The following is an 18,360-nucleotide window of genomic DNA, read 5'->3' as shown; positions in this document are numbered from 1 at the left end:
AGTGAACACTTCGTGGTGCCGAGAAGGCCCCCGCATCAGTCTGACTATCGGGCTTTGCTGCACCAAGGAAAGCCGAGCTTGGCCGAGCACGCACCATTCTCATCCGTCGTGGCGGGCGAAGCCCATGGGGGTCTGACTACCAATGGAGTTCAGGCGGATCAACGGGCTGCCGCCCTACGTCTTCACCGTCATCAACGAGCTCAAGGTGGAGGCACGCCGCCAGGGCGACGACGTCATCGACCTCGGCTTCGGCAACCCCGACATCCCCTCGCCCGACGTGGCCGTCGAGAAGCTGGCCGAGGCGGTGCACAACCCCCGCAACCACCGCTACTCGTCGTCCAAGGGCATCCCCAAGCTCCGCCTGGCCGTGTCCGACCTGTACCTGCGGCGCTTCGGGGTGGAGCTCGACCCCGACAACGAGGTGGTCACCACCATCGGCGCCAAGGAGGGCCTGTCCCACCTGATGTGGGTGCTGCTCGGCCCGGGCGACTCCGCCTTCGTGCCGTCGCCGTCGTACCCCATCCACATCTACGCCGCCCTGTTCGCCGGGGCCGAGGTCCAGCAGGTCCGGGTGGGCCCCGAGCAGGACTTCTTCGCCAACCTGGTGGAGGCGTGGGAGAACCAGTGGCCCAAGCCCCGCGTCATCGTCCTGTCGTTCCCCCACAACCCCACCACGGCGTGCGTCGACCTGGCCTGGATGACGCGCGTCGTGGAGTTCGCCAAGGAGCACGAGGTCGTGCTCGTCCACGACTTCGCCTACTCAGACACCGCCTTCGACGGCTACCAGCCGCCGTCGATCCTCCAGGTGCCCGGGGCCAAGGACGTGGCCGTCGAGCTCTACACGCTCACCAAGTCGTTCTCCATGGCGGGCTGGCGCGTCGGCTTCCTGGTCGGCAACGCGGCGATCGTGCAGGCCCTCACCAAGCTCAAGAGCTACCTCGACTACGGGACCTTCCAGCCCATCCAGATCGCCGCCACCGTGGCCATGAACGACGCCGGCGACTACCCCAAGCTGGTGAACGAGATGTACCAGAGCCGCCGGGACGCCCTGTGCGAGGGCCTGTCGCGGATCGGCTGGGACGTCGACAAGCCCCGGGGGACGATGTTCGTGTGGGCGCCCATCCCCGAGCCCTACCGCCACCTGGGCAGCCTGGAGTTCGCCAAGCTGCTCGTCCGCGAAGGAAAGGTGGCCACCTCCCCGGGCGTCGGCTTCGGTCCCGGCGGCGAGGGTTACGTGCGGTTCGCGCTCATCGAGAACGAGCAGCGGATCGCCCAGGCCGTCCGCACCATCCGCCGCGGCCTGCCCGAGCTGTGATCGCCGCCGCCCGCCCGGCGGGAGGCGTCAGAACTGTGACGGTTTCCTGTACCTTCGCCGGGCCGAAATGCGGCGTTCACCGAGCGGACCTAGCGTCGAAGCGATGACCACCTACGTCGTGCGGGTGTGGCTCCCCGACCGGCCCGGCGCCCTCGGCGCCGTCGCCAGCCGCATCGGGGCCGTGCGTGGCGACCTGGTCGGCATCGACATCCTGGAGCGGGGCGGGGGCCGGGCGATCGACGAGCTCGTCGTCGACCTCCCGAGCGACGACCTGGTCCCGCTGCTCACGGCCGAGATGGGCCAGGTCGACGGGGTGGACGTGGAGGACGTGCGCCTGGCCGTCGACGCCGACCACGACCAGCGCCTCGGCGCGCTGGAGGCGGCCGCCGTGCTGGTCGAGCACGCGACGCTCGAAGGGCTGTTCGAGGGGCTGTGCGGCTGCGCCCGCCAGACGTTCGACGCCGACTGGGCGGTGCTGCTCGACCTCGAGGGCCCGGCTGCCGTGTCCGCCGCCGGGACGCCCCCGCCCGCCCCCTGGCTGGCCGCCTTCCTGCACGGGGCGTCGGCCGCCGTGGTCGGCACCGACGGCGGACCGGACGACGTCGCCTGGGCCGCCCTTCCCAACGCGGACCAGGCGCTGGTCGTCGGCCGCCAGGGCCGGCCGTTCCGGGCCCGTGAGCGCCGCCAGCTGGTGGCGCTGTCGCGGATCGCCGACGCCCGCCGCGACGAGCTGGCGGCACCCGCCGCCGTCACCCGCCCCGCCACCGGCCGGTAGCCCCGCCGGCCCCGCGCCTCTTGCATCCCGGTTGATCCGCCGGTAGTTCGCGATAGGTTCGTACGCCTCACCGCGGGCCGCGCAGGTGCCCGTGCCGATGACGCCACTGTCGCTGGGGAGGACGGAACCTTGCTTCGTCGTGTGCTGGTCTCCGCGTGTTGCCTCGGGCTCGCTGCCGCCGGCCTGGTCGCCCCGTCGCCCGCCCGGGGCCAGGCCGGGGCGACGAAGACGGTGCGGGTGGCGATCAAGGGGTTCGAGAACAACATCACCCCCTTCACCGTCGGCTTTGGCGCCCTCCCGGCCACGAACGACATCCAGCACCTGGTCTACGACGCGCTGTTCTGGTCGCAGGCGGTGCCCGACCCCGAGCCGTGGTTGGCGGAGTCGGCCGAGTCGGAAGACGGCGGCTCCACGTGGGACGTCAAGCTCCGCGAGGGCGTCACGTGGCACGACGGAACGCCGTTCACGTCCGCCGACGTCGCCTTCAGCTTCGACTACTACAAGGCGCAGCCGGGCGCCTCGGGCCGCTACGCCCACCACGTCTCCGACATGCCGGCCTACGACCGGTCGGAGATCGTCGACGAGCACCGGCTCCGCATCTTCTTCAGGCAACCGGCCCCGCAGTTCAGGATCATGCCCGGCGGCGACCTGCCCATCATCGCCAAGCACGTCTACGAGGGCGTGGCCGAGCCGGCGTCGATGACGACGCAGCTGCCGGTCGGCACCGGCCCGTTCAAGCTGGTCGAGATCGTCCCCGACCAGCGGTACCGGATGGAGGCGAACGAGGACCACTTCAAGGGCGCGCCGAAGATCGACCAGCTGGAGCTGGTGATCGTCAAGGACCCGCAGTCGGCGTACACGGCCCTTCGCACCGGCGACGTCGACATGGTCGAGCGCAACATCCCCCCGGAGCTGGTCGAGCAGCTGCGAGGCACGGACGGGATCGGCGTGGCGGAGAGCACCCGGTTCGACTCCATCCAGATGTACTTCAACGCCCGCAAGGCGCCGTGGTCCGACCCGAAGCTGCGCAAGGCCATCAGCACGGGGATCGACCTCGACGCCCTCGTGGACACCGTCCTGCTCGGCCACGGGCGTCCCGGCCGCGACGCCTTCGTCCACCCCGACTCGCCGTGGGCGCTGCCCGAGGCGGAGGCGGGGCACGACTTCGACCGGCCGGCGGCGGCCACGATGCTGGACGACGCCGGCTACACCGCCAAGGACCCTGACGGGGTCCGCAAGGCGCCCGACGGCACACGGCTGGAGCTCAACGTCCTCGTCTCGTCGTTCGAGCCGACCGACATCCGGGCCATGCAGCTGGTGGGCGAGCAGATCGCGCCGCTGGGCGTGAAGCTCAACGTGGAGCCGCTCGACCCGGCCACGCTCCGGACCCGCCGGCAGGCGCCGCCCGGGTCCGTCCCCACCTACGACGCCTACGTGTCGAGCCTGGAGGCGCACGCCCACGTCGACCCCGACGGCCTCTACTACTTCTTCCACTCGCCCGGGCCCAAGGGCTTCGGCGCCAGCATCACCGGCTACACGAACGCCGAGATGGACCGGCTGATCGAGGAGGCGACCGGCAAGGAGAACGACGAGCGCAAGGAGATCCTGGGCGAGGCGCAGAAGGTGCTCGCCCAGGAGGTGCCGGTGATCGTCCTGTACTACCCCGACGGCCAGTTCGCCTTCCGGGAGGCGGCCTACGACGGGTGGGTGGCCGACAAGGGCCAGGGCATCTTCACCAAGCGCTCGTTCCTCCCGGGCTACGAGGAGATCGCCGTCCAGGGGGCGGCCGACCTCGAGGAGCCGGCGGCCGCCGGTGGCGACGACGAGGGGAGTGGCGTGCCCGTGATCCCCATCGCCGTCGCCGTGGTGGCGGCCGTCGGCCTGTTCGCCTACCTCGGCAACCGCGGGCGCCGCCGGACGGCCGAGGACGAGTAGGACCTGGGCGTGACCAGGCACGTCCTGCGCACCGTCGCGCAGTACGGGGCGGTCCTGGTGGCCGCCATCGCCCTCAACTTCGCCCTCCCCCGGCTGGCCCCCGGGGATGCCATCGACTACCTCCTCCCGCCCGAGCAGGCCGGCGCCCTCACGCCCGAGCAGCGGGCGGAGATCCTCGACCGGTTCGGGCTGAACGACCCGCTGCCCGAGCAGTTCAAGGACTACGTGGCCGGCATCGCCCGGGGCGATCTCCTGGTGTCGATCCGCTTCGGGCGCCCCGTCACGTCGCTTCTCGGCGAGCGCGTCGGGTGGACGCTGCTGCTGGTGGGCGGCGCCCTGGTGCTGTCGACCGTGATCGGCGCCCTCCTGGGGTTCCGATCGGCGTGGCGCCGGGGGACGTCGGCCGACACCGGGACGATGGCCGGGATGATGTTCCTCGACGCCCTGCCGCCGTTCTTCGTCGGCATGCTCCTCCTGCTGGCCTTCTCGGTGGGGCTCGGGTGGTTCCCGAGCTACGGCGCGCTGGCGCCGAGCGACGCCCGGGGCCTCGAGTCCATCGGTGAGGTGCTGAAGCGGGCGGTGCTGCCCATCGCCACCCTGGCCATCGCCGGCCTCGGGCCCATGTACCTGGTGGCCCGCTCGGCCCTCGTGTCCGAGCTGGCCGAGGACTATGTGCTGATGGCCGAGGCCAAGGGGTTGACCGACAAGGAGGTGCGCCGCCACGCCGCCCGCAACGCGCTGCTCCCGGTGTCCACCGTGGCCCTGGTCGGCCTCGGCACGCTGGTCGGGGGGGCGGCGGTGGTGGAGACGGTGTTCTCCTATCCCGGCCTCGGGCGGCTGATCTACGAGAGCGTGCTGGCCCGCGACTACCCCGTCATCCAGGGAGCCTTCCTGCTCCTCATCGTGACGGTGGTGGTGGCCAACCTGCTCAACGACCTGGTCTACCCGTACCTCGACCCCCGGGTCCGCCGGGCGCACCACGAATGACGCTCGCCGACACCGACCCGGCGCGGGCGGCCGACGCCACCCCACTGGGTGGGGGGCCGCCGGCGCAGACGCCCGTCCCCGACCGGGCCCGCAGGCGGGGCCGGCGCACCGGCGGGGTCGGGCGGACGCTCGGCGTGGTCGGCGCGGTGCTCGTCGGCGCCTGCCTGGCGGCCGCGCTGTTCGCCCCCGTGCTGTCGCCCTACGGGCCCGACGAGACGGCCGGGCTCCCGTTCCTCCGGCCGTCCTCCGCCCACCCCCTCGGCACCAACGACGTGGGGCAGGACCTGTTCGCCCAGCTGCTCCACGGCGCCCGGCTGTCGCTGGTGATCGCCCTGGGAGCCGCCTTGGTGGCGGTGGTGGTCGGCTCCGCCGTCGCCCTCGTGGCCGGCTACTACCGGGGCCCGGTGGAGACGGTGCTCATGCGCATCGTCGACCTCATGCTCGGCTTCCCGTTCCTCGTCCTGGTCATCGTGCTGGCCGCCTTCTTCGGCCGCGGGCTGGGCACCACCATCTTCGTCATCGCCACCGTGCTGTGGGCCCGCCCCGCCCGGATCCTGCGGTCCCAGGTGCTGAAGCTGCGCGAGCACGCCCACGTAGTCGCGGCCAAGGCCATGGGCGCCTCGGGGCTGCGGGTGATCGGCCGCCACATCGTCCCCCGCATCGCGCCGCTGGCCGCCGCCCAGTTCGTGCGGGCCGCCAACGTGGCCGTCATGCTGGAGGCGTCGCTCGCCTTCCTCGGCCTGGGTGACCCGGACCGGGTCAGCTGGGGCACCATCCTCTACTTCGCCAACGCCCGCAGCGCCTTCCTCACCGACGCCTGGCAGTGGTGGGTGCTGCCCCCCGGGCTGGCCCTCACCACGGTGATCCTGGGGCTCGCCTTCGTGGGGTCGGCGGTGGAGGAGTGGGCCGACCCCCGCCTGCGCCGCTCGGCCGCCCGCCCCGCCCGCCGCCGCCGAGGGGCGGTCCGCGTCGCGGGGGCCGACGACGCTCCTGCGCTCTCCCTCGCCGGCCTGGTCGTGGAGTACCAGCTGGGCCGCTCGGTGGTCCGGGCGGTGGACGGCGTCGACCTCGAGGTCGAGCGGGGCCGCATCCTGGGCCTGGTGGGCGAGTCGGGCAGCGGCAAGACGACCATCGCCCTGACGGCGGCCGGCGTCCTGCGCCCACCCGGGCGGGTGGTGGCCGGCGACCTCTCGCTGGGCGGGCGCCCCGTCGGCCGCCCGTCACGCCCGGCCCTCGCTCCGTACCGGGGGCGGGACGTCGCCCTGGTGCCGCAGGCGGCCATGAACGCCCTCAACCCGGCGTACCCGGTGCTCCGCCAGGTCGTCGAGGCGGCCCGGCTGACCCGCGACGAGGCGGCCGCCGAGGTGCGGTCGCGCCAGCTGCTCGAGCGGGTGGGGCTCGACCCGTCACGCCACCAGGCCTTTCCCCACGAGCTGTCGGGCGGCATGCGCCAGCGGGCCGTCATCGCCATGGCCCTGGTGAACGACCCGGACCTGCTGGTGGCCGACGAGCCGGCCAGCGGGCTCGACGTCGTCACCCGGGCCCAGGTCCTGAAGCTGCTCACCGAGCTGCGCGACGAGCTGCGCCTCGGGATCCTGCTGGTGTCCCACGACCTGCCCACCGTCTCCCGCATCGCCGACGACCTCGCCGTCATGTACGCCGGGCGCATCGTCGAGCGGGGCCCGGCGGCGGTCGTCTCCGCCTCACCGCGGCACCCGTACACCCGTGCCCTGTTCGGCGCCTTCCCGTCGCTCAAGGGCGAGCGGCGCCCGCTGGCGGCCGTGCCCGGCGAGGTCCCCGACCTGTCGAGGACGCCGGAGGGGTGCCGGTTCCGCACCCGGTGCGCCGAGGCGGTGGACGGCTGCGCCACCACGGACCCGGCGCTGGCGGGCGACGGCGGCCATGCGGTCGCGTGCATCGTCCAACGCCCCGAGGAGCGCCCGTGACGCCGGCGCCGCCCGTCCTCGAGCTCGACGCCGTGAGCCGGCGGTACCGCTCTCGACGCGGCCCGCGCCGGCAGGCGGAGGTGGTCGCCGTGGACGGCGTCTCCCTCACCGTCCAGCCCGCCGAGATCGTCGCCGTGGTGGGGGAGAGCGGCGCGGGCAAGACGACCCTGGCCCGCCTCATCCTCGGCCTGGAGCGGCCCGACACGGGCGCCGTCCGCTTCGACGGCCGCGACCTCACGTCCCTGAGGCGCTCCGAGCTCCGGGCCGTCCGCCAGCGCATGCACCTGGTGTTCCAGGACCCCTACCAGTCGCTGCACCCGGGCATGCGCGTCGGCGAGATCGTGGCCGAGCCGCTGGCCGTCCGCGGCGACGCCCGGGCCGTGCGCGGCGCCGCCGTCACCCGGGCGCTCGAGGAGGTGGCGCTCCAGCCGGCGGCGTCGATGGGCCGGCGCTTCCCCCACCAGCTGTCGGGCGGGCAGCGCCAGCGGGTGGCCCTGGCCCGGGCCATGGTCGCCCGGCCCGAGCTGGTGATCGCCGACGAGCCGACGTCGATGCTGGACGCGTCCGTGTGCGCCGGCATCCTCGACCTCGTCCTCGCCATGCGCGACCGCCACAGGACGGCCTTCGTCTACATCACCCACGACCTGGCCGTGGCCCGCTGGGTCTCCGACCGCATGGTCGTCATGCGGAACGGGCAGGTGGTGGAGACGGGTGCCAGCGACGACGTCGTCCACCGCCCCACCGCCGACTACACCCGCCTGCTCCTCGCCGCCAGCGAGGGCGAGCTCGACCAGGTCCCGTCGTGAACACGAGCAAGGAGCAACCGATGGAACGCAAGAAGCTGATCTTCTTCGCCTCCGCCGACCCGCGGGAGGACCCGCGGCCGGCCCGCACCGCCTACCACTTCGCCTCGGTGGCGGCCGACGCCGGCCTGGAGGCCGAGGTCCGCCTGGCCGGCGACGCCGTGCTGGTCGCCACCGTCGAGGGGATCCCCGACACCGCCCTCGGGGACGAGCTGCGGGAGAAGATCAAGAAGGGCGTCGACGCCCCCTTCCTCGTCTCCCTCTGACCCGGCTGCGTGGACACCCGTGGGGTGTCCTCCGAGCAGGTGTCGGGCATCGGCGGCGTCACCCGCAAGCTGGCCGAGGTGCTGACCGAGGTGGCCGAGGGCCGCTCCGAGCTGGTCTACATGGGCTGACGCGGCGCCGGCGAGGTCACTCGATGCGCTCGAGGCGGAGCGTGTCGGTGACCAGGCCGGGCCGGGTGGGGGACCCCACGAGCACGGCCACCACGTCGCCCTGCTTGAGGACGCCCCGCTCCACCGCCGTCTTCACCGCGAACCACACGATGTCGTCGGTGGTGCCGTGGACGTCGGCCAGGATGGGGGTGATGCCCCAGCCGAACGAGAGCTGGCGGGCCGTGCGCAGCGACGGCGTGACGCCCAGGACCGGCACGGTGGGCCGGAACCGGGAGATGGCGCGGGCGGTGGCGCCGGTGTTCGTGCAGGCGATGATGGCGGCGACCTCGGCGTCGCCCGCCGCCCGCCAGGCAGCGGCCGAGATGGCGGCGGTGATGCGCAGGCCGACGGGGGCGTTCTGGGCCTCCGCCTGCTGCTGGCGGCCGAGCCGGGCGCCCCACCCGGCGTAGTCGAACTCGCGCTCGGCCCGGAGGGCGATCCGCGCCATGGTGCGCACGGCGCCCGCCGGGTCGTGGCCCACCGCCGTCTCCCCCGAGAGCATCAGGGCGCTGGTGCCGTCGAACACCGCGTTGGCGACGTCGCTCACCTCGGCCCGGGTAGGGGTGGGCGCCCGCACCATCGTCTCGAGCATCTGGGTGGCGGTGATGACCGGCCGCCCGTAGGCGACGCCCGAGCGGATGATGCGCTTCTGGTACACGGGGACGTCCTCGAGGTCGCACCGGATGCCGAGGTCCCCCCGGGCGACCATCACGGCGTCGGCGGTGGCGATGATGTCCTCGAGGTCGTCGACCGCCTCCTGGGTCTCGATCTTGGCGACCAGCATGGGGCCGGCGCCGTCCAGCGCCTCGCGGGCCCGGCGGATGTCGGCCGCCGAGCGGACGAAGGAGATGGCGACGGCGTCCACGTCCGCCTCGACCAGGGCCTTCAGCAGGTACAGGTCCTGGGCCGTCGGGGACTGCACGGCGAACCGGCCGGCGGGCAGCGCCACGCCCGGCCGCCCCTGCGCCCACCCTCCGGTGACGACCACGGCGCGTGCCCGGGCCTCGCCGACGTCCTCCACCACCAGGCTGATGGCGCCGTCGCCGAGCACGACCCGGTCGCCCGCCCGGAGGTCGTCCAGCACGGCGGCGTGGTCGACGGCCAGGACCGAGTCGCTGCTGGCCGACCCGGCCTCGGCCGCCACCAGGTCGACGGTCGAGCCCTCGGCCAGGAGCACGCCGCCCTCGGGGAACTCCGCCGCCCGCACCTTGGGGCCGGGCAGGTCGGCCAGGACGCCCACGTGCTTGTCCTGCTGCTCGCCGATCGCCCGGACCCGTTGCACCCGGTCCAGGGTCTCGTCGAGACGGCCGTGGGCCAGGGAGAGCCGCGCCATGTCCATGCCGGCCGTCACCATGGCGGCGAGGGTGTGCGGGTCCTCCGACGCGGGGCCGACGGTGGCGACGATCTTCGTGCGGCGCATCGAAGGAGCGTAGTGGGAGCGAGAAACCGTTGGCTGCCAACGGGTTCTGCGAGGCCAGGCTTCTCCGGCGGCAGGGCGCTATTCGCCCGGATCTGCCGCCGGAACCGACCGGCGGCCGGCCGGAACGCGGCGCAGGGACGCCGCCTTCCGGAGCGCCCTTGCGAGTCAGGACTCGAGGATCGACTTGAGCCGCTCGAGATCCTTGCGGTTGGCACGCGCCATGGCCTTGGCCATGAGCGGCGCGGCGACCTTGGCGAACCCCGCCGGCGCGCCCCGGTTGCGCAGCGTCATGGAGGTGGCGCCGTCGCCGGCCGGCGCCCACGAGTACGTGGTCTCCATCGGGAAGGGGCCCTCGGCCGTGCGCATCACCAGCCGCTCGCCGGGGCGGAAGTCGACGACCTCGTAGGTGTAGGTGAGGGTGCGCCCGAGGAACGTCGCCTCGAACGCCACCCGGGAGCCAACCGCCAACGGCGGTGCGGTGCGCCACTCGGCCGAGTGGATGTTGACGTACCACTCGGGTGCGTTCGACGGGTCGGCGGCGTAGCCGGCGACCCGCTCCACCGGCCGCTCGATCGTGATGTCGGTGGACACGTCGACCATCGGAGCCCCTCCTCCTCACCCTTCGTGAACCGGTGTTGCGAACGACCCGGATCCGAGTCGTTTCCGTTACGGGTTGCGAACCGCTATGGTGGCTGGAGCATCGTGAAAACTTTCACAAAGTCGCGATGGAAGCCCGCAGCACGGAGAGGAGCTCCGCATGACCGCTCGGAGGACGCAGCAGGGCCCGGTGGCCGCGCCCGGCGACTACCTGTACGGGTGCCTGCTGCTGCTCCTGGCCGAGTCGCCCAGCTACGGCTACGGACTGGCCGCCCGCCTGTCGGAGCTGGGGTTGGCCAACGTCGACTCGGGCAAGGTCTACCGGGCGCTGCGACGGCTCGACGCCGACGGCCTCCTGGAGTCGTGGTGGGAGCCGGGGGCGGGCCCGGCGCGGCGCAGCTACGCGGTGACCCCCGCCGGGGTCGAGTACCTGGAGACGTGCGCCTCCACGGTGGCGGCCAGCTCGCGGACGCTGGGCGACTTCCTGGCCCGCCAGCGCCGCCTCGCCGCCCCCCGCCTGCGCGCCGCCGCCAGCGCCTGACGCCCGGGGCGGTGCCCCGGGCGGGCTCGCCGACGGGGCGCCGCTGGAGCGCCTACTCCTCCCTGAGCCTCACCACGGTGAGGATGCCGGTGCCGACGGCGAGGAACAGCCCGGCCGTGAGCAGCAGGGCCCGGGTGAGCGAGCCCGTGCCCGTGGCCGGCAGTCGTGACAGCTGGGTCCCGAGCACCCGGGCCGGGGCGGTCGTGGCGGTCGCCCCCGGCTGCGTGATCTGCACGCCCGCGACCTGCGCCGGCACGGTGACCACGCTGGTGGTCGCCGCGGTGGTCGGGCTGGTCGGGGCCGTCGTCGTCGTCGTGGTGGTGGTCGTGGTGGTGGTCGTCGTCGTCGTCGTGGTCGTCGTCGTCACCGGCGGGGGACAGGGCTGCACCCAGAACACCTTGTGCTTGGCGTCGGCGCCGCGGGAGCCCTCGGCGTGGATCGTCACCCGCACGTGGAACCCCTGCGACTCGTGCGCCACCGCCCCGGTGAAGTCGAGCTCGTAGGCCCGGGCGGCGTCGAGGTCGGTCGCCCCGCCCGCCGGGTCGGCGCCGATGGCGAGCGTGTCCTCGAGGAGCGTCTGGGACCCCGCCGGCCGCTCCGTCGGCGGGACCAGCTCGAAGCGGACCGTCGCCTCCAGCTCACCCTGGTCGTAGCCCCGGAACTCGAGCGTGAACCGGCAGTCGGCGTGGGGATCGTTGTCGGGGACGTCCTCGACGTCGGCGCCGTCGATCTTGATGGTGCCGTCGTTGCCGGGCGGGTCCTGCGCCGCCGAGGGGGGCGCCATCACCACCAGGGCGACGACCGCGGCCGTGAAGGTCGATGCGACGAGGGTGGCCATCCGCCGTACCCGCCGTACCGCGTCGTTCCTCATCTGCGCCTCCCCGGGAAGCCGTCCTCTGCTCCCAAGGTGGACGGTCCGGGAGGGTTCTCCCAGGGTCGTTCGACCCCAGCGGCACCACCCGTCCGGGTGGTGCGCGCACCACCCGGACGGCGGGGGAACGGGCCGCCAGGCGACGGCGTTGGCGACGACGGCGGCTGCCGCGGTGAGGCCGCCGCCCGTTCTCCGGACGGAGATCGCCGGTCTGCGGTGCGCAGCGTCAGCAGAACACCGGCGCCTCGGCGCCGGCGGGACTAGTACGTCCCGTTGATCTCCCGGACCTCGGCCAGGGGCCGGGCGGCCGGGGAGCGGCCGGCCAGGTGGAGGAGCTCCGACGACGACAGCGTCTCCCGCTCGGCCAGGGCGTCGGCGATGGCGAACAGGGCGGCGCGGTGGTCGGCCAGGATGACCTGGGCCGCCTGCTCCGACCTGGCCAGCAGCTGGCGGACCTCGGCGCCTCCGGCGCTGCCCTCGAAGTAGTGGGGGTCGTCCTTGCGCCCCGCCGCCAGCTCGTAGCGGCCCGTCATCGCCAGGCGCTCGACCATGCGCCGGGCGAGGGTGGCGGCCTGCTCCAGGTCGTCCTCGGCCCGCGTGCTCGGTTCGCCGAAGGCGTTCACCTCGGCCGCCCGCCCGCCCAGGAGGACGATGAGCCGGGCGATGAGCTCGCGCTTGGTGACGATGCCGCCCTCGTCGGGCGGCGACCACTGCGACTTGTCGAACGCGCCGGTGCGGCCCACGATCGACACCCGGGCGGGCGTGGCCATGCCCCGCACGAGCACGGACAGGAGGGCGTGGCCCGCCTCGTGGACGGCCGCCACCTCCTTCTCCTCGTCGTCCATCAGCCGCGAGTTGCGCGTACCGGACAGCACCCGGGCGGCCGCCTCCTCCACGTCCTCGGGGGAGATGCGGGGATGGTGGCGCCGGGCGGCGAGGAGAGCCGCCTCGTTGACGATGTTGGCCAGCTCGGCGGGGGAGAGGCCGGCGGTGGTGGCCGCCACCTCGGCCCAGTCGACCCGCCCCGAGAAGGGGCGCTTGGCGGCGTGGAGGAGCAGGATCTGCTCGCGGCCCCGCACGTCGGGCCGGCCGATCTCGATGCGGCGGTCGAACCGGCCGGGGCGGAGCAGGGCGGGGTCGATCAGCTCGGGGCGGTTGGTGGCGGCCAGGAGCAGCACGCCCGACGAGCCGAGGAACCCGTCCAGCTCGACCAGCAGCTGGTTCAGGGTGTGGTCGAACTCCCGGGCGCCGCCGTCGGCCGAGTCGCGCTTGCGGCCCACGGCGTCCAGCTCGTCGATGAAGACGATGGCGGGCGCCTGCTTCTTGGCCTCCTGGAACAGGTCGCGCACCCGGGCGGCCCCCACTCCGACGAACTTCTCGACGAAGCTGGAGGCGGACACGAAGTAGAAGGGGACGCCGGTCTCGCCGGCCAGGGCCCGGGCCAGCAGGGTCTTGCCGCACCCCGGGAGGCCGTGGAGCAGGATCCCCCGGGGCAGCTCGGCGCCGAGGCGCTGGAAGCGCTCGGGGTCGGAGAGGTACTCGGTGACCTCCCGCAGCTCGGCGATGGCGTCGTCGAGGCCGGCCACGTCGGCGAAGGTGACGGTGGGCCGCTCGGGGGCCACGTCGCTGCCGGCGTCGGCGGCGGCCCGCTGCACCTGCTGGCCGGCGTGGGCCACGGCCACGCCGTCGCCGTCGTCCGGGCGGCGCGGCACCCGGTGGACCTGGAGCCTGGCCGCCTCCTCCGCCTTGCGGTTCTGGGCCGTCAGCCGGAGCGCGGCAATGAGCACCCCGACGATGCAGAGCACCGGGAGGAGGAACTCCGGTCTGGTGACGATGGAGGAGAGGTCGCTCATGCTCGGGTCGACTCCCACCTGGTGGCCAGCGAGCAGCGGGAACACTAGCCCCTTGGTCCACAGGACGCTCAACCGAGCCGCCGTCCCGCGACCGACTGGTGCCGGTTTCGGCCACCTCCGATGCGGTGACTAGACCGTCCCGGCCCTGCGCCCTGGCCCGGTCGGGTGGGCGGCACCCCCGGGTTCATCCCTGCGGCCGATGGTCAACCGCGTCTCGTGGTCGCATCATCACTCTCCATGAACTCCAATACGGGGGCGGCGGCGTCGGTGGGTGGCGCGCCCGGTGGTCCGGGCGACGCCCGGGCGAAACGGGAGCGTGAGCTGGCCGAGCTCCACCTGCCCCTCGTCGGCTACATCGTCAACGAGTTCCGGATGAAGGTGCCGCGTCACGTGCCGGTCGACGACCTGCGCTCGGCGGCCATGACCGGGCTGGCGCTGGCCACCCGTTCGTGGGACCCCGAGCGCGGGATCCCGTTCGAGCGCTTCGCCGCCAGTCGGATCCGCGGCGCCGTCCTCGACGAGCTGCGGAGCGCGGACTGGGCGAGCCGATCGGTGCGCAGCCGTTCCCGCGCCGTGCGCAACGCCACCGACACCCTCACCGGGCAGCTGGGCCGGTCGCCCAGCAACCCCGAGGTCGCCGCCCACCTGGGCCTCAGCGCGGCGGAGATGCAGAAGCTGACGGTCGACATCCACCGCTCGGTCGTCATCGGCTACGAGAGCCTGCCGGGCGCCGAGCAGGAGGAGCAGCTGCCCACCGCCGCCCTCACCCCCGAGGCGTCGGTCATCGAGCGCGAGCGGACGGGGTACCTCCACGACGCCATCGCCGAGCTGCCCGATCGCCTCCGGCGCGTCGTGGTGGGCTGCTTCTTCGAGGAGCTGCCCATGGCCGCGCTGGCCGAGGAGCTCCGGGTGAGCGCCTCCCGTGTCTCCCAGATGCGGGCGGAGGCCCTGGCCCTCATCGGCGAGGCGCTGAGGCGGCAGCTCGACAGCGAGGTCGTGTACTTCGAGCCCCCGATGCGGGCCGAGCGTCGCAAGGCGGCCTACTACTCGGCCGTCGCCGCCCGCCGGAGCTGTCGCGAGCGGCTGAGCGACGCTCCCAGGCTCGTCCCCCGCTGACGCCTCGGGCCGCCCTCAGGCGGCCGAGAACACGATCGAGCCGTCGCGCCGGCCCGCTTCGGCCAGCCGGCGGAAGGTGACGAGGGACGCCACCAGCCAGCCGGCGCCCACCAGCAGCTCCAGCCCGGCGCCCGTGAGGACGGCGCCGGGGCGGCCCTCGCCGAGCAGCTCGCGTACGGCGTCGAGGCCGTGGGTCACGGGGAGGAACCCGGCCAGGCGGCTCACCGCCTCGGGGAAGACGGAGCGGGGGACGCTCACCCCGCAGAACGCCATGATCGTGAGACGGGCGACCTGCGGTACGGTGCGCGCCGCGCTCGGCGTCCGCAGCACCAGGCCGCCGAGGAAGGTGGCCAGGAAGTAGGTCGTGACCGCCATCAGCACCACCAGGGCGAGGAGGGCGGGGAAACGAGCCATCGGGATCTCGACGTCGAACAGCGGCGGCACCAGGACCAGGGCCCCGACGGAGAAGGCCAGGCCGTTGGCGATGAAGAACGTGCTGCGGCCCATCAGGACGACCAGCGGGCTGGTGGGCGAGGCCACCAGCAGGGGGAGCGTCCCGGCGCGCCGCTCCCAGACGGTCGCCGTCGTGGCCGTGAGGCATCCCACGGCGGCCGCCGCCACGGCGTTGCCGACGAAGAGGAACTCGACGTGGGCCTCGGAGTCGAGCAGGCGGCCGATCGAGGTGAAGAACGCCACCTGGGTCAGCATCCGCAGCAGCAGGCCGAACGCCCACGACCACACCGTGTAGGTGTTGCCGAAGTCCGAGAAACCGCTCCGGGCGGCGTGGCGCAGGACCCGGGCGACGTGGGCGACGCCGCTCACCGGAACGCCAGCGTCCCGCGGACGCGAACACGCCGCAGCACGACGTGGAGGGCGACGCGCCCCACCATCAGCCCCACGGCACCGAGGAGCAGGATGATGCCCAGCCGTGGCAGCACGTCGGACATCGGCGCCGGGGACAGCGACTCGCGCAGCAGGTCGGCGCTCCACGACAGGAACACCGCCCGGCCGGCCGGGCGCAGCCACCCGGGGAGGAGGGACAGGGGGACGATGACGCCGGCCAGCAGGTACACCGGGTAGTTCATGGTGTTCTGGAACGTCCGCGCCGTGCGGGCCAGGACGAAGACGGCGGCCATGACGATGGCGGTGCCGGCCGTGGCCAGGCCGGTGACGACCAGCGTCGCCGCCAGCGCCGCCGGGTGGTGGACGGTGACGTCGGCACCGAACCCGAACCGGGCGACCAGCCACGTCTCGGCGATCCCGACGAAGCTCAGGGCGGTGACGGCCAGCACCCGGCCGGAGACCACCGTCGGGAACCCGACGGGCGTCGCCACCACGCCCTCGAGGATGCCGGCGCCCCGGTCGGAGTCCACGATGTCGCCCGAGATCTCCAGCGCCATCCCCCACAGCGTGATGAGCACGGGCGCCACGACGGCGTGGGCGGTGAGGTCGTCGCGACCGGCGCCCCGCACGATGCCGAGGAAGATGACGGCGAAGAACGGGTTGGCCAGCACCTCGTTGAGGTAGCCGCGGTCGGCGGCCACGATGCGCAGCTGGAGGGCGACCGCGGCGCGCAGGCCGGTCACGTCACACCTCCATGCCGCGGTCGCCCACCAGGCCCAGGTAGACCTCTTCGAGGCTGGGCCGCGTCACCCGCAGGGAGGTGACGCCGGCCGCCACCAGCCAGCGCATGACCTCCCCGACGGCCGCCTCGCTGGTGACGTCGATGCGGGCGGTGCCGCCCTCGACGGAGACGCGTTCGACCCCTTCGATCGAGGCGACCTCCTCGATGACCGAGTCCCCGGCGCCGGAGCACTCGACCCGCTCGTAGCGGGAGAGCAGCCGGGACAGGGCGGCGGGCGACTCGGTGGCGAGCACGCGGCCCCGGTCGATGAGCGTCACCCGGTCGCACACCGCCTCGGCCTCGCCCATGTCGTGGGTGGTGAGGAAGATGGCCCGGTCCTCGGTGGACAGCTCGTGGACCATGGCGCGGAACTCGCGGGCGGCCACCGGGTCCATGCCCGTCGAGGGCTCGTCGAGGAACAGCACGGGCGGGTCGTTCACCAGCCCCCGGGCCAGGTGGAGGCGCTGGCGCATGCCCCGCGAGAACGTCTGGACCCGGTCGTCGGCCCGGTCGGCCAGCCCCACCCGCTCGAGCAGCTCGTCCACCCGCCGGCCCGCCCGCTTCGCCGGCAGCCGGTAGAGGGCGGCCCAGTACGCCAGGTTCTGGCGGGCGGTGAGGCGGTCGTAGAGGCCGCGGTCGCCGCCCAGCACGATCCCGAGCAGGGGGCGGACCGCCGCCGTCTCCGCCACCACGTCGTGGCCCAGGATGCGGGCCGTCCCCGACGTCGGCAGGAGGACGGTCGAGAGGATCTTGACCAGGGTCGTCTTGCCGGCCCCGTTCGGCCCCAGGAGGCCGTGCACCTCCCCGGTGCGCACCCGGAGGGAGACGTCCGTCAGCGCCACCACGTCGGGGCGGCCCTTGGCCGAGAAGACCCGCCCGACGCCGTCGACCTCGACGGCCCACCGCGGGCTGCTCGAGCCGGCGTCCGTCGCTGCCAACCGGTTGTCTCCTGTCGCTCGGCGAGGCCGTCGGGGACGCCTCTCGCACCGCCGGCAGACACTATTGGCGCGCGTCCCCCGGGTCGCCCGGAATTCCGGCCTCGGCGTGGAGGCGCCGCCGGAGGGTGCCGGTCAGCGGGCGGGGCGGAAGCACAGCGGCGCCACGACGCGGCGGCGCCCGGGCGCCACGGGCCAGACCTCGTGGGGCACGACGCCGCCGAGGAGGACGACCGCCTCGCCGGGGACCACCGGGACGGCCAAGCCACCGCGGCGGTCGGCGCGGATGGCGGCCAGCGCCTCGCCGGCGCGCCCGGGGTAGACGTGCAGGACGCCGGAGGCGGCGCCGCCGCCGGTCGGGCCGTCGTCGCCGAGGCCCACCCGGGCGCCGGGCCCATCGTCGGCCACGCAGGCGATGACGGCCAGGTCGCACACGTCCACGTCCCGGTGCAGGCCGAGGTAGTGGCCGGGCGCCCGGTAGTACGAGTACGTCGCCTGGAGCCCGGACGGCTCCCACGCCGCGCCGGTGAGCCGGGCCAGGAGGCCGTGCAGCACGGGCGACGCGTACAGGGCCCGCAGCACCGGCCCGCCCGGTGCCGACTCCAGGCGGCGGTCGGGGTGGCCCCGCCTCGGGTCGTCGTCGTGCGGCTCGGCGACGACGGACTCGGTGGCGTGGCCATGGCAGGCCTGCGACTCGGCGGCCAGGGCGGCCAGGGCGGGGCCGGTGAGGAGCCGCTCCACCCGCCAGCCGCCCGCTCGCACGAGGGGCGAGCCAGCCAGCTGCGCCGCCCGGCTCGGCGCCGGCACGGTGGTGGTCACGGGTTGCCCGGGCCGAAGTCGGGCGGGGCCTCGAACGCCACCGCCTGCACGCACGAGCGGATGGTCCGGGGCAGGCGCCGGAGGGGCAGCTCGGCGCCCTCGTCGCACGTCACCGCCATGCCCGCCGCCGCCCGCTCCATGTGCAAGGTGGTCCGGAACCGCTCCTCGAACAGGTCGACGGGACCGGTGATCGACAGGCCCAGCGGGCCGGCGGGCGAGGTGTCGAACCCCCGGCGGCCGAACCAGGCGCGGACCCGCTCGACGTCGTCGGGGTCGGCGGTGAACCGGTCGAGGGTGGCGGCGGTGATCTGCTCGCTGCCGTCCAGCGGGCGGCCGCCCGCCGGGCGCAGGACGACGAGTGCGGAGACGACGTCGGTGCCCGCCACGGA

18 protein-coding genes are annotated in these 18,360 nt (G+C 74.0%); 9 read left to right on the top strand and 9 right to left on the bottom strand.

Annotation, left to right across the window (positions count from 1 at the left end):
* Positions 1-142: 142 nt before the first annotated feature.
* From VM242_06880 to VM242_06850, 7 genes are all read left to right on the top strand, one after another.
* Entirely contained in the window at positions 143-1,315 is a 1,173-nt protein-coding gene (locus tag VM242_06880) for an aminotransferase class I/II-fold pyridoxal phosphate-dependent enzyme (protein ID HVM04875.1), read from the top strand.
* A gap of 103 nt (positions 1,316-1,418) precedes the next feature.
* Entirely contained in the window at positions 1,419-2,090 is a 672-nt protein-coding gene (locus tag VM242_06875) for a hypothetical protein (protein ID HVM04874.1), read from the top strand.
* Between the two features lie 141 nt (positions 2,091-2,231).
* Positions 2,232-4,025, top strand: a complete 1,794-nt coding sequence (locus VM242_06870; GenBank protein HVM04873.1) for an ABC transporter substrate-binding protein — start codon at positions 2,232-2,234, stop codon at positions 4,023-4,025.
* A gap of 9 nt (positions 4,026-4,034) precedes the next feature.
* Positions 4,035-5,012 (top strand): ABC transporter permease, encoded by a 978-nt coding sequence (locus VM242_06865; protein HVM04872.1) that lies wholly within the window; start codon positions 4,035-4,037, stop codon positions 5,010-5,012.
* Positions 5,009-6,958 carry a dipeptide/oligopeptide/nickel ABC transporter permease/ATP-binding protein gene (locus VM242_06860; GenBank protein HVM04871.1) on the top strand — a complete coding sequence of 650 codons (1,950 nt, stop codon included), beginning with the start codon at positions 5,009-5,011 and terminating at the stop codon, positions 6,956-6,958. Before VM242_06865 ends, VM242_06860 begins: the two co-directional genes overlap by 4 nt.
* A complete protein-coding gene (locus VM242_06855; protein HVM04870.1) occupies positions 6,955-7,764 on the top strand; it encodes a dipeptide/oligopeptide/nickel ABC transporter ATP-binding protein in 810 nt (269 codons plus the stop codon). Before VM242_06860 ends, VM242_06855 begins: the two co-directional genes overlap by 4 nt.
* A 20-nt stretch (positions 7,765-7,784) precedes the next feature.
* Entirely contained in the window at positions 7,785-8,027 is a 243-nt protein-coding gene (locus tag VM242_06850; protein ID HVM04869.1) for a hypothetical protein, read from the top strand.
* A gap of 145 nt (positions 8,028-8,172) precedes the next feature.
* On the opposite strand, the gene pyk is transcribed toward VM242_06850, so the two are convergent.
* Both pyk and VM242_06840 read right to left on the bottom strand, forming a co-directional pair.
* On the bottom strand, positions 8,173-9,615 hold the full coding sequence (gene pyk / locus VM242_06845; protein HVM04868.1) for a pyruvate kinase: 1,443 nt from the start codon (positions 9,613-9,615) through the stop codon (positions 8,173-8,175).
* 165 nt (positions 9,616-9,780) lie between these two features.
* Complete coding sequence (locus VM242_06840; protein ID HVM04867.1) at positions 9,781-10,215, bottom strand: SRPBCC family protein; 435 nt, start codon at positions 10,213-10,215, stop codon at positions 9,781-9,783.
* A 157-nt stretch (positions 10,216-10,372) separates the two neighbouring features.
* On the opposite strand from VM242_06840, the gene VM242_06835 reads away from it, so the two are divergent.
* Positions 10,373-10,753 carry a PadR family transcriptional regulator gene (locus tag VM242_06835; GenBank protein HVM04866.1) on the top strand — a complete coding sequence of 127 codons (381 nt, stop codon included), beginning with the start codon at positions 10,373-10,375 and terminating at the stop codon, positions 10,751-10,753.
* Positions 10,754-10,805: 52 nt separating this feature from the next.
* Here VM242_06835 and VM242_06830 read toward each other — a convergent pair whose 3' ends face one another.
* Together VM242_06830 and VM242_06825 are read right to left on the bottom strand one after the other, a co-directional pair.
* Positions 10,806-11,591, bottom strand: coding sequence for a hypothetical protein (locus VM242_06830; GenBank protein HVM04865.1), 786 nt, complete (start codon positions 11,589-11,591; stop codon positions 10,806-10,808).
* A 293-nt stretch (positions 11,592-11,884) separates the two neighbouring features.
* Positions 11,885-13,477, bottom strand: a complete 1,593-nt coding sequence (locus tag VM242_06825) for an AAA family ATPase (protein HVM04864.1) — start codon at positions 13,475-13,477, stop codon at positions 11,885-11,887.
* Between the two features lie 237 nt (positions 13,478-13,714).
* Between VM242_06825 and VM242_06820 the strand changes: the two genes are divergently transcribed.
* Positions 13,715-14,593 (top strand): sigma-70 family RNA polymerase sigma factor, encoded by an 879-nt coding sequence (locus VM242_06820; GenBank protein ID HVM04863.1) that lies wholly within the window; start codon positions 13,715-13,717, stop codon positions 14,591-14,593.
* Between the two features lie 15 nt (positions 14,594-14,608).
* Here VM242_06820 and VM242_06815 read toward each other — a convergent pair whose 3' ends face one another.
* The 5 genes from VM242_06815 to VM242_06795 all read right to left on the bottom strand — a co-directional run bounded on the left by VM242_06815 (position 14,609) and on the right by VM242_06795 (position 18,357).
* A complete protein-coding gene (locus VM242_06815; protein HVM04862.1) occupies positions 14,609-15,415 on the bottom strand; it encodes an ABC transporter permease in 807 nt (268 codons plus the stop codon).
* On the bottom strand, positions 15,412-16,179 hold the full coding sequence (locus VM242_06810; GenBank protein ID HVM04861.1) for an ABC transporter permease: 768 nt from the start codon (positions 16,177-16,179) through the stop codon (positions 15,412-15,414). The genes VM242_06815 and VM242_06810 overlap by 4 nt, the downstream gene beginning before the upstream one ends.
* A gap of 1 nt (position 16,180) precedes the next feature.
* A complete protein-coding gene (locus VM242_06805) occupies positions 16,181-17,155 on the bottom strand; it encodes an ABC transporter ATP-binding protein (protein ID HVM04860.1) in 975 nt (324 codons plus the stop codon).
* A gap of 132 nt (positions 17,156-17,287) precedes the next feature.
* Positions 17,288-17,971, bottom strand: a complete 684-nt coding sequence (locus VM242_06800) for a hypothetical protein (protein HVM04859.1) — start codon at positions 17,969-17,971, stop codon at positions 17,288-17,290.
* The gene (locus VM242_06795; GenBank protein ID HVM04858.1) at positions 17,968-18,357 is read right to left on the bottom strand and encodes a hypothetical protein; all 390 of its coding nucleotides are present in this window, start codon (positions 18,355-18,357) and stop codon (positions 17,968-17,970) included. Before VM242_06795 ends, VM242_06800 begins: the two co-directional genes overlap by 4 nt.
* Between the last annotated feature and the right edge of the window lie 3 nt (positions 18,358-18,360).

The organism is Acidimicrobiales bacterium (genome assembly GCA_035540975.1).
In the GTDB taxonomy this organism is placed as follows: Bacteria; Actinomycetota; Acidimicrobiia; order Acidimicrobiales.
This window is presented reverse-complemented; position numbering and strand designations above follow the sequence as displayed.